13 protein-coding genes are annotated in these 12,993 nt (G+C 65.1%); 8 read left to right on the top strand and 5 right to left on the bottom strand.

Translation table 11 applies throughout. The annotated features are described in order from the left end of the window. The first annotated feature begins 20 nt into the window (after positions 1–20). Positions 21–938, top strand: a complete 918-nt coding sequence (locus AC6I9R_RS06025; RefSeq protein WP_461427926.1) for a DMT family transporter — start codon at positions 21–23, stop codon at positions 936–938. Positions 939–987: 49 nt separating this feature from the next. Here the strand turns inward: AC6I9R_RS06025 and AC6I9R_RS06020 are convergent, their stop codons facing one another. Next, entirely contained in the window at positions 988–2,190 is a 1,203-nt protein-coding gene (locus AC6I9R_RS06020; RefSeq protein WP_461427925.1) for an FAD-dependent oxidoreductase, read from the bottom strand. A 130-nt stretch (positions 2,191–2,320) separates the two neighbouring features. On the opposite strand from AC6I9R_RS06020, the gene AC6I9R_RS06015 reads away from it, so the two are divergent. After that, entirely contained in the window at positions 2,321–2,623 is a 303-nt protein-coding gene (locus tag AC6I9R_RS06015) for a hypothetical protein (RefSeq protein ID WP_461427924.1), read from the top strand. A 206-nt stretch (positions 2,624–2,829) separates the two neighbouring features. Further along, positions 2,830–5,820, top strand: coding sequence for an isoleucine--tRNA ligase (gene ileS / locus AC6I9R_RS06010; RefSeq protein ID WP_461427923.1), 2,991 nt, complete (start codon positions 2,830–2,832; stop codon positions 5,818–5,820). A gap of 45 nt (positions 5,821–5,865) precedes the next feature. Here ileS and AC6I9R_RS06005 read toward each other — a convergent pair whose 3' ends face one another. Next, entirely contained in the window at positions 5,866–7,344 is a 1,479-nt protein-coding gene (locus AC6I9R_RS06005) for a metallophosphoesterase family protein (protein ID WP_461427922.1), read from the bottom strand. 130 nt (positions 7,345–7,474) lie between these two features. Between AC6I9R_RS06005 and yghU the strand changes: the two genes are divergently transcribed. The 3 genes from yghU to AC6I9R_RS05990 are packed head-to-tail and all read left to right on the top strand — an operon-like array spanning position 7,475 to position 9,048. Next, complete coding sequence (gene yghU / locus AC6I9R_RS06000; RefSeq protein WP_461427921.1) at positions 7,475–8,332, top strand: glutathione-dependent disulfide-bond oxidoreductase; 858 nt, start codon at positions 7,475–7,477, stop codon at positions 8,330–8,332. Continuing rightward, a complete protein-coding gene (locus AC6I9R_RS05995; protein ID WP_461427920.1) occupies positions 8,325–8,561 on the top strand; it encodes a DUF3253 domain-containing protein in 237 nt (78 codons plus the stop codon). Before yghU ends, AC6I9R_RS05995 begins: the two co-directional genes overlap by 8 nt. 31 nt (positions 8,562–8,592) lie before the next feature. Next, positions 8,593–9,048, top strand: coding sequence for a methylated-DNA--[protein]-cysteine S-methyltransferase (locus AC6I9R_RS05990; protein WP_461427919.1), 456 nt, complete (start codon positions 8,593–8,595; stop codon positions 9,046–9,048). A gap of 47 nt (positions 9,049–9,095) precedes the next feature. On the opposite strand, the gene ygfZ is transcribed toward AC6I9R_RS05990, so the two are convergent. After that, entirely contained in the window at positions 9,096–9,839 is a 744-nt protein-coding gene (gene ygfZ / locus AC6I9R_RS05985) for a CAF17-like 4Fe-4S cluster assembly/insertion protein YgfZ (RefSeq protein WP_461427918.1), read from the bottom strand. A gap of 115 nt (positions 9,840–9,954) precedes the next feature. On the opposite strand from ygfZ, the gene AC6I9R_RS05980 reads away from it, so the two are divergent. Continuing rightward, a complete protein-coding gene (locus AC6I9R_RS05980) occupies positions 9,955–11,145 on the top strand; it encodes a pyridoxal-phosphate-dependent aminotransferase family protein (protein WP_461427917.1) in 1,191 nt (396 codons plus the stop codon). Between the two features lie 4 nt (positions 11,146–11,149). Here AC6I9R_RS05980 and AC6I9R_RS05975 read toward each other — a convergent pair whose 3' ends face one another. Then, positions 11,150–12,244, bottom strand: a complete 1,095-nt coding sequence (locus AC6I9R_RS05975; RefSeq protein ID WP_461427916.1) for a pyridoxal phosphate-dependent aminotransferase — start codon at positions 12,242–12,244, stop codon at positions 11,150–11,152. 62 nt (positions 12,245–12,306) lie between these two features. Between AC6I9R_RS05975 and AC6I9R_RS05970 the strand changes: the two genes are divergently transcribed. Beyond that, complete coding sequence (locus AC6I9R_RS05970; protein ID WP_461427915.1) at positions 12,307–12,471, top strand: Tat pathway signal protein; 165 nt, start codon at positions 12,307–12,309, stop codon at positions 12,469–12,471. 10 nt (positions 12,472–12,481) lie between these two features. Here the strand turns inward: AC6I9R_RS05970 and AC6I9R_RS05965 are convergent, their stop codons facing one another. After that, positions 12,482–12,949, bottom strand: coding sequence for an SH3 domain-containing protein (locus AC6I9R_RS05965; protein ID WP_461427914.1), 468 nt, complete (start codon positions 12,947–12,949; stop codon positions 12,482–12,484). Positions 12,950–12,993 lie beyond the last annotated feature (44 nt).

Genomic DNA, 12,993 nt, shown 5'->3' with positions numbered 1-12,993 from the left:
GCCCGTGTCATGCCTGCGCCATGGGCACACCAACGGACACCGCTGACAGGCCGCTTCTGGGCATCCTCTTGATGGTCGGCTTTTGTGTCGTGATCCCGTTCTCGGACGCGCTGGCCAAACTGTTGGGGACAGACTTTCCCTTGTTGCAACTGGTGGTCGTGCGATTCGCGACGCAGACCATCCTGTTCGTGCCCATGGCCCTGATGGCGGGCGCGGTTCTGTTCCCCACGGGCCGGGTCCTGGGGCTGACGCTTCTGCGCGCGGGCTTGCAGATTGCCGGGCTTTTGCTGATGTTCTCTGCCCTTCGGGTGTTGCCCCTGGCCGATGCTGTGGCCATCGCCTTCGTCATGCCATTCTTGATGCTGCTTCTGGGCCGTTTCTTCCTGGACGAAGAGGTCGGGCCGCGCCGTCTGATCGCCTGTGCGGTGGGCTTTGTGGGCACGCTGATGGTGGTGCAACCGAGCTTTGCTGCCGTGGGGTGGGCCGCCCTTCTGCCAATCGGGGTCGCCTTTGCCTTCGCCTTCTTCATGCTGGTGACCCGCGCGATGTCGCGCGAGATTGATCCGCTGGCCCTGCAAGGCGCCTCGGGCCTTGTGGCGCTGCCTTTGGTGGTGCCATTCCTGTTCTTTCCCACCGCAGAAATCGCCCCCCTGGCGGGATGGGTGACGCCTGAGGGCGCGCAGATCTGGCTGCTTGTCGCCCTCGGGGTTTTCGGCTCCATCGGGCATCTGCTGATGACCTGGTCGCTGCGCTACGCGCCCTCGGCCACGCTGGCCCCCATGCAATACCTGGAGATCCCGGTGGCCACTCTGGTGGGCTTTGCGATGTTCAGCGACCTGCCCAACGGGTTGGCGGCCCTGGGGATCGCGGTGACCATCGCCTCGGGCCTCTATATCGTGTTCAGGGAACGGGCGTTGAGCCGGGGTGCTCAAGCTTGAGCAGAGGCCTAAACACCTGATATACAACAACAATCAGATTTGTTAACCTTTATGAACGGTCAGAATGCGTCACGCGCGCGTCAAGTGAGGCCATCGGGGGGATGATGTCGCCGCAGACCAGACGGGTCAGGATAGGGGGCACCGGCCATGTGCGGCTGAGGGGCGCGAGGATGTGGTCGCGCAGGAGCGGCAGGGTAGCGCTGTCGGATTGGTATTGCGGCGTGAAGGCGGCGGAGAACGCCTGATAGAGCTTCACGTGATATTTGCGGGCCATGGCGTAGCGCCGCAGCCCCTCCTCGCCCGCGCTGCGGGCTCCTCGCAGGGCCAGCTGGAGCGCGCGGGCGTCCAGAAGGGCCATGTTGGCGCCCTGGCCCAGTTGCGGAGAGGCGCGGTGGGCGGCGTCTCCGATATGCACGAGGCCGTCGTCATAGGGCGTGCGCAGGGCACCGTGCGTGTAGCGCGCGGCGGTGAAATCCGCGTGGCTGAGCGTGTCGGGCAGATAGGCGGCGAACTCGGGCCAAAGCTGGGTGGCCTCGGCGCGCCAATCGGCGAAGGGACGATTGAAATGCGCGTCAATCTGGGCCACCGGCAGGGAATAGAAGATCGCGGCAAGGCGTTGGTCCGGCGCATCGGCCATGGTGCCAACCGGCAGGATGCCTAGCATCCGGTTGGCTTTGCGGTAGCGCTGGGACAGGCGATCCTGGGGGAACGGCGCATCTTTGGGCCAGGGGACGGTGGCCCAGACGGCGCCATAGGGCAGCGCGCGTGCCTTGAGGGGAGAGAGGGGTGAGCCCGCGCCAAGCGCATCGACGATCAGGTCGAAGGGGCCTTCGGGTTTTCCGTTCACGACAAGGCGCTGCCCGGCACGCGCGGTGACCGGGCTGGAGGCGACAATCTGCGCGCCCGCCTTTTGCGCAGCGTCGAAAAGCGCCCGGAACAGCGCCGCGCGGTGGATGCCGAGGCCTTGCCGGTCCGGCGTTGTGCCATAGGCGACGGAGAGGACCGTCTTGCCGCGATCCGCCTCATCCCCGAACATATGCAGGATTGGCGCGCCGCGCGCCGTGACCTCTTGATCGGCGGCGCAGGCGCGCAAGACCTCCATGCCCACCGGCTGGATCACCAGGCCCGACCCGACGGGGCGCGGCGCGTCGAATTGATCAAACACCACTACCGCGTGGCCGTCGCGGGCCAGCAGCGCCGCCGCGGCCAACCCGCCGATCCCGGCCCCTGCAATCGCTATCGTCATCTTCATGGCCTGTACCCTAGCGCGCCGCCCGGTTGCGCCCATGCGACCCGGCGTCCTGACGGCGGGAAACCCGCATTGCAAGCGACGCCCGCCCCGTGGTTCCTTGGCGCACCCCTTATGCCCAGGACCCCACACCATGAAACTTTCAGACCTCACCACCCTATCCAAACTCGCCATCGGCCTCGTCATCGCGGGCGGCGTGCTCAGCTTTCAGATGACCAGCACCAGCACGTCGGGCGGGGTCTATACCTGCAGCTTCATCGACTATGGCAAGGTGATCTTCGGCGGCCTCGCGATCCTGGTCGGCGGATTGGGCGAGGTCTCGGCCCTACGGTTGGGCGAGACGCGGATGATCAACCTGATCGCGTCAGGCGGCGCGTCGATGCTGGGGATCTTGCTGGTTCTCATCGGCCTGGGCATTGTCGGCGGGCCCTGCTAGGGCACGCGGCCCACGCCCCCCTTTGACCTTGGCGTGCCGCGCGGGTATACGGCCCCCATGGCACGGCAATTCGGCACTTCCATTCGAATTAGCACCCCGGCGCTCTGAGCAGAGACGCCGGGATTTTCGCGTCGTGTTGGGGCTTGAGCCTCCGCGCCGCCCTGCTACACCCCCTATCAAGCATTCGAACATGAGGAGCGCCTGCGATGTGCGCCGACCACACCACGCCCGTCTCGGGCGATGAACCCATGGACTACAAAGCCACGCTGAACCTGCCGAAAACCGATTTCCCGATGCGCGCGGGCTTGCCCAAGCGCGAGCCAGAGTGGCTGGCACGCTGGGAAAAGATGAACATCTACAACCGTTTGCGGGATAAGGCCGCTGCTGAGAAAGGCACGGACACGGCTCGCCCGCCGTTCACGCTGCACGACGGCCCGCCCTATGCCAACGGCAACCTGCACATCGGGCACGCGCTCAACAAGATCCTCAAGGATATGGTCGTGCGCAGCCAGCAGATGCTGGGGCATGACGCGCGCTATATCCCGGGGTGGGACTGCCACGGTCTGCCCATCGAGTGGAAGATCGAAGAGCAGTACCGCCAGAAGGGTCGCGACAAGGACGAGGTGGATATCGTTGATTTCCGACAGGAATGTCGGAAATTCGCCGAGGGCTGGATCGACGTGCAGCGCGACGAATTCAAGCGCTTGGGCGTCACGGGGACGTGGGACAAGCCGTACCTGACGATGGATTTCCACGCCGAGCGGGTCATCGCCGAGGAATTCATGAAGTTCCTGATGAACGGCGCGCTTTTCCGCGGCTCGATGCCGGTGATGTGGTCCCCGGTAGAGAAGACCGCGCTGGCCGAGGCGGAGGTGGAATACCACGACCGCCAGACCGACGCGATCTGGGTGCCGTTTGAGGTGCTGTCCGAGACGGATGCCGTCTCGACCGGCGACGGGAAAGTGTCGCCCGTGGGCGACCTTGCGGGCGCCCACGTCGTGATCTTCACGACGACACCCTGGACCATCCCGCAGAACCGCGCGGTCTGTTTCGGGCCGAAGATCAGCTATGGTCTTTATGAGTGTGTCGGCCGGCCCGAGGAGTGTTGGGCCGTGATCGGGCATCGCTACATCGTGGCCGATGCGATGGCGGAAGAGGTCTTCGGCACGGCAAGGTTGGACGCCAGTGACCCCAACATGGTGCGCCGTCTGCGGGACGTTTCCGTGGATGAGCTGGCGGGCTTGAGCCTTGCGCACCCCCTGCGCGGGGCCGAAGGGGCGGAGGGCGAATGGGACTATGACGTGCCCATGCTGCCGGGCGACCACGTGACCGATGATGCGGGCACGGGGCTGGTGCATACGGCGCCGTCCCACGGGGACGACGACTATCAGATCGGGCTCCGCCATGGGTTGGAGATGACCTACAACATCCTCGACGATGGCTCCTTCCGCGCGGATCTGCCGTTCTTTGGCGGGCAGTTCATCCTGTCGCGTGACGGCAAGAAGCCCGGTGGGGCGAACAAGGCCGTCATCGACAAGTTGGTGGGGGTGAAGCGGCTGCTGGCGCGTAAGCGGATCACGATCTCGGACGCGCATTCGTGGCGGTCCAAGGCGCCGGTGATCCGGCTCAACCGGCCCCAGTGGTTTGCGGCCATCGACAAGGCTGTCGGCGGCGATGACACCTATGGCACGACGATCCGCGAGCGGGCTTTGCGCTCGATTGATGAGCTGGTGACCTGGACGCCGCAGACGGGGCGTAATCGCCTGTATTCGATGGTCGAAAGCCGGCCCGACTGGAACCTGTCGCGCCAGCGCGCCTGGGGCGTGCCGCTGACGTGCTTTGTGAAGGTGGGTGCGGGGCCGCAGGATGAGGACTTCCTGCTGCGGGATCCGGCGGTGAACGCCCGCGTGTTGGAGGCGTTTGAGGCCGAGGGCGCGGATGCGTGGTATGCCGAGGGCGCCAAGGCGCGCTTCCTGGGCAATGACTACGATCATGATGCCTATGAACAGGTGTTCGACGTGCTCGACGTGTGGTTTGACAGCGGCTCCACCCACGCCTTCGTGCTGCGCGACAGGGAGGATGGGTCCGAGGATGGCCTGGCGGATCTCTATCTGGAAGGCACCGACCAGCACCGCGGCTGGTTCCAGTCCTCGCTGCTGCAGTCCTGCGGCACGCAAGGACGTGCGCCGTACCGGGGCGTGCTGACCCACGGGTTCACGCTGGATGAGAAGGGCATGAAGATGTCCAAATCCATCGGCAACATCATCGCGCCGCAGCAGATCGTCGACCAATACGGCGCCGATATCCTGCGCCTTTGGGTGGCCCAGACCGACTACACCGCCGACCAGCGGATCGGGCAGGAGATCCTGAAAGGCACCGCCGACAGCTACCGCCGCCTGCGCAACACGATGCGGTTCATGTTGGGCTCGCTCAACGACTTCATGGAAGCCGACCGGGTGGACGCGGCGGATATGCCCGAGTTGGAACGTTGGGTCCTGCACCGGGTGTCCGAGTTGGACGCCACGGTGCGCGAGGGCTACGGGAAGTACGACTTCCAGGGCGTGTTCCAGGCGGTCTTCACCTTTGCCACGACGGACCTTTCGGCCTTCTACTTCGACATCCGCAAGGACGCGCTTTACTGCGATGGCGACACCGACCGCCGCCGTGCGGCGCGCACGGTGCTGGACATCCTGTTCCACCGCCTGACGACGTGGCTCGCCCCGGTGTTGGTGTTCACGATGGAAGAGGTCTGGCTGGAAAGGTTCCCCGGCGACGACAGCTCCATCCATCTGGAGGACATCCCCGAGACGCCCGCCACCTGGCGCGACGAGGCCCTGGCGGCGAAATGGGGCAAGGTTCGCAGCGCCCGGCGCGTGGTGACAGCGGCGTTGGAAATCCAGCGTCGCGACAAGGTCATCGGCGCCTCGCTGGAGGCAGCGCCCGTGGTCCATGTCGCAGACGCAGAGGTGTTGGCAGCGCTGCAAAGCGTGCCGTTTGACGACATCGCGATCACCTCGGATGTGGTTCTGCAGGACGGCAGCGGCGGGGCGTTCACCCTGGCCGACGTCGATGGCATCTCGGTCGATTTCGCCAAGGCCGAGGGCGAGAAGTGCCAGCGGTGCTGGAAGATCCTGCCCGACGTGGGCAGCCACGCCCATGCGGGTGTCTGCGGGCGCTGCAACGACGCGCTGGGGTGAAGAAAAGCGCCGCGAGGAAATCCCCCTCGCGGCGCAATACCTCGCTCAGATCTTATGCGACCAAAGCTTGTCCTTCAGCTGCTTGTCAGCGGGCGGCTTCGGGGTGTCATCGGTCCACGACGGCACCTCGTAGTAGGCCGCCTCTCCGGTCGCGAGATCGAGGATTGCGAAGGTGTGGTTGTAGAGCTTTTCGTGGCCGTAGGCGTGCGCATGGTTGGTGGCGTGGGGCACCAGCAACTCGCCCGGAGGCGCTTTCGGATCCATTTCTGACCGTGGCACGATCCACCCGGCGACCTGCCCGTCGACGCCGGGGTGGGGATCATAGCTGGGATGCGGAGCGCGGTAGGTCTTTTCGCGCGCCGAGCCGCCAAGCAATTGACCGCGCTTGAGCGTGGGCCACGTGCTGCGGCGCGGATCAGGGATGCTTCGGTTCGGGCTGAACGGGATGAACCAATGGGCATGTCCCCAAAGCCAAAGGTCGATCCGGTCGAAATACGTGTCCGTTGACCCGGGGATCTGCTTGCTGAAGGCATCCACGAAATGGCGATTGAAATAGCCGTAGCCGTTGGCATCGCCGTGGGCGTGGCCGTTGATTTCATGGTCCACCGAGATGAGCTGATGGTGGGTCATGAAGATCGTCTTGCCCGGGAACGTTTCAATGTGGTGGCGGTGCCATTCGATTTCGCAGTCGTCCAGCGGCGGAGAAGAGGCATGATCGATACATCCCAGGCCACTGTCCGCGCCCAGGAACTGGTACTCCTTATCGGCGCTGTGCAGGCAGAAGAAGCTCGCCTCCTGGTTCCAGTCGGAGTTTGGCCCGCCGTTTAGCACATCGATAAGCTCGAAAAAACCCTCTCCACAACAGAAGTACTCGTGGTTGCCGGGGATGGTGAAGACCGGTGGGCGGTTGGTGCCGCAGACGCGGTCGAGCGGCGCAATGAAATGCTCCTCGATCTCGGCGGGCAGACCGGCCTCGTAGACGTCGCCCAAATGCAGGATCACATCGGGCGAATGGGCCATGACGGCGCGCAGAAGCGCGTCGGCGTCGGGCTCTCCGGTGCCCCAATCGCCGATGACAGCGACCTTGCCGGTGCCGGGGACCTCGTTCGTGATCTTCGCGAAATCCGGCACTTTGTTCTTCCCCTCCCACGCGCGGTAGTAGGCGGCGCGGGCATGGGCCGTGCTGGAACAGCGCATATGGCGCCCGAGGATGCGGATGCTGTCGGCATAGCTGAAGGGGTGGTTTGCGGCGAGCGTGTTCAATTGCCCCTCAAGCTGGTTGGCGAGTTGGTCGTTGCCCGCCTCCAGCGCCTCGGCCCATTGGCACAGCAATTCCGACATGTCGTGGTTCAGCGTCTTGAATTCGCCCTTCGTCATCTTGTTGTGTTCATAGGCTTCGGCGGCGACCAGCGCGGCGCTGACCTCTTTGCGGGTCAGCTCTGGATCGGCATTGGTTTTCTTGGCAGCCTCGCGGATCGAGCTGACCAACAGGGACCCGATCTTTGTCGAAGGGACGAAACGCATGAATGAAATCTCCTTGGTTCAACGCAGGAGCGAGGCTACCGGGATGCGGAAATAGGTCAATGGCCCTGGCACCTTGGGTTTTTCGCGGCAGGCTCTATGTTTGGCGGGACACTCAAGCGCAGGAGCCCCCATGACCGAGACCTACACCCCCCCGAAAGTCTGGACCTGGGACGCCGAGAACGGCGGCGCCTGGGCGTCGCTGAACCGCCCCATCGCGGGCGCGACCCATGACAAGGAATTGCCGGTGGGGGAGCATCCGTTTCAGTTGTACTCCCTGGGTACGCCCAACGGTGTGAAGGTCACGGTCCTGTTCGAGGAACTGTTGGAGGCGGGCTATTCCGACGCCGAATACGACGCCTGGTTGATCCGCATCGGCGATGGCGACCAGTTTGGGTCGGGCTTTGTGGAGGCCAACCCGAACTCCAAGATCCCCGCGATGTGGGACCGCTCCGGCCCCGAGCCGGTGCGCGTGTTCGAGAGCGTGGCGATCATGATGCATCTGGCCGAGAAGTTCGACGCCTTCCAAGGCCCGGCGTCTGCGCGGGCAGAGCTGCTAAGCTGGCTGATGTGGCAGATGGGCAGCGCGCCGTTTCTGGGCGGCGGCTTCGGGCATTTCTACGCCTACGCCCCCTACCCGATGGAATACCCGATCAACCGCTACGCGATGGAAACCAAGCGCCAGATGGACGTGCTGGACAAGCATCTGGAGAAGAACGAATGGATGGTGGGCGGCGAATACACCATCGCCGATATGGCGATCTGGCCGTGGTATGGGCGCACGGTTCTGGGCGAGAGCTATAACGCCGGTGAGTTCCTGTCGGTCCACGAATACACCCACCTGCTGGCCTGGGCCGAGCGCATCGCCGCGCGCCCGGGGGCTGCCCGGGGCAAGATGGTCAACCGGACATCCGGAGAGCCCCACGAGCAATTGTGGGAACGGCACTCGGCGGAGGATTTCCTGACCAAGACCCAAGACAAGATTGGTTGAAGACCGCGACATCGCCGCCGCGCTGCTGGACCTGGCCGCGCGGCGGGGGGCGGGGAAAAGCTTCTGCCCCTCAGAAGTGGCGCGCGGGCTGTCGGACGATTGGCGTCCGTTGATGCCCAGGGTCCGGGCGGTTGCGGCGGGCTTGCCGTTGGTGGCAACCCAGCGCGGTGTCGTGGTCGATCCCCAAACCGCGCGCGGCCCGATCCGGCTTGCGCAGGATCCGGGTTGATCCCTTGGCCCCTCACGCCCAGAGTTACGGTATGAGCAGGATTTCCATCGACACACCCACCGGCCCGGTTTGGGTTGAAGAGACAGACGGCGCGATCACCTGCGCCGGATGGGGGGCCGTCGAGGCACCCGGCGACACCGCGCTGTTGCGCGAGACGGCGGCCGAATTGCGCGCCTATTTCGACGGAGCGCTGGCGCAGTTCACGGTGCCCATCCGCCACGGGCGGAGCGACGCGACGGGCAAAGTGCTGGACGCCATGCTGGCAATCCCCTTGGGCGAGACGCGAGAATACGGCGACATCGCCAAAGAGGTTGGACTGCCCGCGCAGGCCGTCGGACAGGCCTGTGGCAGCAACTGCATTCCGATCCTGATCCCCTGTCACCGGGTCCTGTCGGCCACCGGCCTCGGCGGGTTCTCAGCGCCCGGGGGTGTGGATACAAAGGTGTGGCTTTTACGACATGAAGGGGCGGCGGGACTGCTGATCTAGGCCGGTAGCTACCACAATCCCCGTATCCGTCCCAAGTTATCCACAGCCTAAGCTTCCCACGAAATCCGCGCATCTTCCGCGGTCAGCGGCCCTTTCGCGCGGTCAAAACGCAGGTAAGCGATGCCCTTGCCGCCCGCTTGCGTATAGAGCGTGCCTGCGGGCTTTTCACCGGCAAAGATCTCGGTGCCGACGGGCGCGCGCCCTTCCACGTCGACCGTCACAAAGCCCTTCTTCAGCTCCGTCTTGTGCTTCATCCGCGCGGTGACCTCCTGGCCCACGTAGCAGCCCTTGCGGTGGTCCACACCCGAAAGCCGGTCAAAGCCTGCCTCCAAAATGTAGGTGTCATTTGGCACCAACTCGACCCCCGTCTCGGGCACGCAGGCGGCCACGCGGAGCGCGTCCCAATCCACGGACGGATCGCCGCCTTCGACACCGTAGGCACGCCACCCAAGCGACGGGTCGCGCGGGTCTGCAAAGGCGCCCTCGGGGGGCGCGCCGAGGCCACGGGTCACAGGCATCTCGGCCTCCTCAATCACCACGTCCGCGCGCAAGCGGTACATGCTCAGCCGCTGCGCCACGGCGGGGGCAATCTCCGTCTTCACATCGAGCAACAGATCATCGCCCCGATCCAGAAGGAAGAAATCGGCGAGGTACTTGCCCTGGGGCGTCAGCAATGCCGCGTAGGTCAGGCCCGCGCCCGGATCGTGGGTCACGAGGCCTTGCAGGAAGCCATGGGCGTCCGCCCCCGACAGGCGCAGCACTGTGCGGTCTTCTGCCCGTTCTCCGGTCATATTCGCCTCCATTGATATCTCAAATCACAGCTAATCATCGCGCGCCCGCCGCGCAACGTTGACCCCCCAAATGGGCCGCGATAGCTGTGGGGCAACACCCGGATCGGAGCCTGCCATGACCCTTGCCAACGGCCGCCATTACCTTGCCATCCCCGGCCCCTCGGTCATGCCTGACCGGGTCTTGCAGGCGATGCACCGCGCCGCGCCCAACATCTACCGCGGAGAGCTGCCTGACATGGTCGCGACCATCGTGCCGGACCTTAAGGCTGTGGCCCGGACCAAGCACAACGTGGCCATGTACATCTGCAACGGCCATGGCGCCTGGGAAGCGGCGCTGATGAACTGTTTCTCGCGCGGGGATAAGGTTCTGGTCCTGGGCACGGGGCGTTTCGGCACCGGGTGGGGCGAACTCGCCAAGGCGCTTGGCATCGACACGCAATTGCTGGATTTCGGCCTGTCGTCCGACGTCGACATGGCCCGCGTGGCAGAGGTGTTGGCGGCCGATACCGCGCACGCCATCAAGGGCGTGCTGATCGTGCAGGTTGATACCTCGACCTCGGTCAAGAATGACGTCTTGGGCCTGCGCCGGGCGCTGGACGCGGCGGGGCACCCTGCCCTGCTACTGTCCGACAACATCGCGTGCCTGGGGTGCGATGAATTCCACATGGACGACTGGGGCGTCGATGTGATGGTGACCGGCAGCCAAAAGGGCCTGATGACCCCGCCGGGCATGGCCTTCGTCTACTTCAACGACCGCGCCGACGCGGCCCGTGACCGCGCAGACCTCGTGACGCCCTATTGGGATTGGCGGATGCGGGTCGAGCCTGACTACTTCTACAAGTATTTCTTCGGCACCGCGCCAACCCACCACCTTTACGGATTGCGCACCGCGCTCGACATGATCGTGCACGAGGAAGGGCTGGAGGCGGTCTGGCACCGCCACAAGGTGCTGGCCGAGGCGATCTGGGCCGCGCTGAAGATCTGGGGCCAGGCGGGCCCCGTGCGCGCCAACATCGCAGAGCCGCAGAAGCGGTCCCATGCGGTGACGCTGGTGAATTTCGGGCCGGGCAACGGGTTGAAACTGCGCGACTGGATGGAGAATTCCTACGGCGTGACCCTTGGCATTCCGCTGGAAGGTGTTGATGATCCTGACGATTTCCTGCGGATCGGGCATATGGGCCACGTCAACGGCCAGATGGTTCTGGGCGTGCTGGCGGGCTTGCAGGCGGGCATGACCGCGTTGCAGATCCCACATGGGCCGACCGGGCTGGAGGCCGCGATGCGCCTGGTGGCAGAAGCGACCTGAGCTTTTAGCCAAGCGCTTGGGGCAAGGCCTCGGCGAAGGCGTCAAGGTCGGCACACGGCGCGCAAGACACGCGGATGCAGCGGTCTTGCGGCGCGACGAAGGGCATGCGGACAAAGATGCCAAGCGCGATGAGCTTGGCCACGACGGCCCGCGCGTAGTCGCCGTCTTTACCGCAATCGATGGTCACGAAATTGGTCGCCGAGGGCAACGGCACAAGCCCGTTGGCGCGCGCGATGTCTGAGAGGCGGTCCCGCGCGGCGGCGATCTGGGCGACGGTTTGGGAAAGATGCGCCTGGTCCTGCAACGCGGCCAGCGCGGCGGCCTGGGCCACGCGGCCCATGCCGAAGTGGTTACGGATTTTGGCGAAGGACGTGACGAAGTCTTCCGCCGCGATCCCGTAGCCCACCCGCATCCCCGCCAGGCCGTAAGCCTTTGAGAACGTGCGAAAACGGATGACGCGCGGGTGGGTGACGTCGAGATGCGGGATCGCCTCGGGCGGGGCGGTGTCGGCGTAGGCCTCATCCAGGGCCAGCACGCAGCCCTCGGGCATGGCCGCGATCATCGACTGAATGGCCTCGGCCCCGTGCCAGGAGCCCATCGGATTGTCGGGGTTGGCGAAGTAAATCAGCTTTGCGCCGACTTCCTTCGCCTTGGCGATCAGCGCGTCGGGGTCTTCGCGATCGTCCCGATAAGGCACTTTGTGCAGCGCCCCGCCGAAGCCCGCGACGTGGTAGTTGAAGGTCGGATAGGCCCCATCGGAGGTCACGACCGCATCGCCGGGGCCAACCAGAAGCCGCACGAGGTAGCCCAGAAGCCCGTCGATCCCTTCGCCCACGATGATATTGCCGGGCTCCACGCCGTGGTGGCTGGCCAAGGCGTGTCGCAGGTCATGAACCTCTGGATCGCCGTACATCCAGGCGCCGGACGCGGCTTGCGCGATGGCCGCCAGCGCGCGGGGTGATGGGCCAAAGACGCTTTCGTTGGCCCCAAGGCGCGCCTTGAACTCTGCCCCCATGGCACGCTCTTGCGTCTCTGGCCCCACGAAAGGGACGGTTGCGGGGAGGGATTTCACGAGGTCGGTGTAGCGCGGATCTGTCATGGCGTCAGCGTTTGCGGATTTTTCCCCGCCCTGCAAGGGGCAGGTTCAGGCATAAGACCCCCATGACACAGACACGCCGCCAATTCATCGCCCTGTCGCTTGCCGCCGCTACGGCCGCGCGCCTTGCTCCAACGATTGCAGCACGCGCCGGGTCGCGGCGCGTGCTGACACTTGTCTATGACAAGGGGTTGGGGATGATGCGCGCCGTGGACCGGGTCTTGCCCTAGGCGCCTGGTGTTAGTGCCAGTCCTGCGCCAGGTAGCGGGCGTTCACCCAACCGCGCTGGTAGCCCTGGTAGGCGACGGTGCACCAGGTTGCGGGGCCGTGGGACGTGGAGATCTGGGCGCAGTTGCCGACCTGAATGCCACGGGCGTTGTAGGGCAAGCGGTAGACGACGTGGTTGCGCACGCCGGGGCCGTGGCGGACGTTCAGGTGATCGTGGTGGGACACGCCGTGAACGCGGTAGTAGGTGATCGCGTGGCCGCCATGGCCACCCTGGTTGCCATAGCCGTGGCCCTGGTTGCCGTGGCCATGGTAGTTGACGTTCGTGGGCGTGTAGCCGGTGTAGCCCGTGCCGGGGGCATAGTAGGTCTGCACGGTGGGGGCCGGGTGGTAGCCGTTGCCGCCATAGCCTTGGGCAGATGCCACGGAGGTGACGGAGAGGGCGGCGGTAACAGCGAGGGCGAGGGTTTTCAGAGTACGCATGGTTTGGGGTCCGTTTCGTGAAGGGGTTTTGATGCCCTTAACCT

The sequence above is a fragment of the Gymnodinialimonas sp. genome, assembly GCF_059726805.1.
The sequence above is the reverse complement of the archived record's forward strand: the minus strand, read 5'-3'. Positions and strand labels throughout refer to the sequence as shown.

Bases quoted from the DNA above. Each gene is read 5' to 3' on its own strand.
- AC6I9R_RS06025 (WP_461427926.1), top strand. From the start codon at position 21: ATGGGCACACCAACGGACACCGCTGACAGGCCGCTTCTGGGCATCCTC.
- AC6I9R_RS06020 (WP_461427925.1), bottom strand. From the start codon at position 2,190: ATGAAGATGACGATAGCGATTGCAGGGGCCGGGATCGGCGGGTTGGCC.
- AC6I9R_RS06015 (WP_461427924.1), top strand. From the start codon at position 2,321: ATGAAACTTTCAGACCTCACCACCCTATCCAAACTCGCCATCGGCCTC.
- ileS (WP_461427923.1), top strand. From the start codon at position 2,830: ATGTGCGCCGACCACACCACGCCCGTCTCGGGCGATGAACCCATGGAC.
- AC6I9R_RS06005 (WP_461427922.1), bottom strand. From the start codon at position 7,344: ATGCGTTTCGTCCCTTCGACAAAGATCGGGTCCCTGTTGGTCAGCTCG.
- yghU (WP_461427921.1), top strand. From the start codon at position 7,475: ATGACCGAGACCTACACCCCCCCGAAAGTCTGGACCTGGGACGCCGAG.
- AC6I9R_RS05990 (WP_461427919.1), top strand. From the start codon at position 8,593: ATGAGCAGGATTTCCATCGACACACCCACCGGCCCGGTTTGGGTTGAA.
- ygfZ (WP_461427918.1), bottom strand. From the start codon at position 9,839: ATGACCGGAGAACGGGCAGAAGACCGCACAGTGCTGCGCCTGTCGGGG.
- AC6I9R_RS05980 (WP_461427917.1), top strand. From the start codon at position 9,955: ATGACCCTTGCCAACGGCCGCCATTACCTTGCCATCCCCGGCCCCTCG.
- AC6I9R_RS05975 (WP_461427916.1), bottom strand. From the start codon at position 12,244: ATGACAGATCCGCGCTACACCGACCTCGTGAAATCCCTCCCCGCAACC.
- AC6I9R_RS05970 (WP_461427915.1), top strand. From the start codon at position 12,307: ATGACACAGACACGCCGCCAATTCATCGCCCTGTCGCTTGCCGCCGCT.
- AC6I9R_RS05965 (WP_461427914.1), bottom strand. From the start codon at position 12,949: ATGCGTACTCTGAAAACCCTCGCCCTCGCTGTTACCGCCGCCCTCTCC.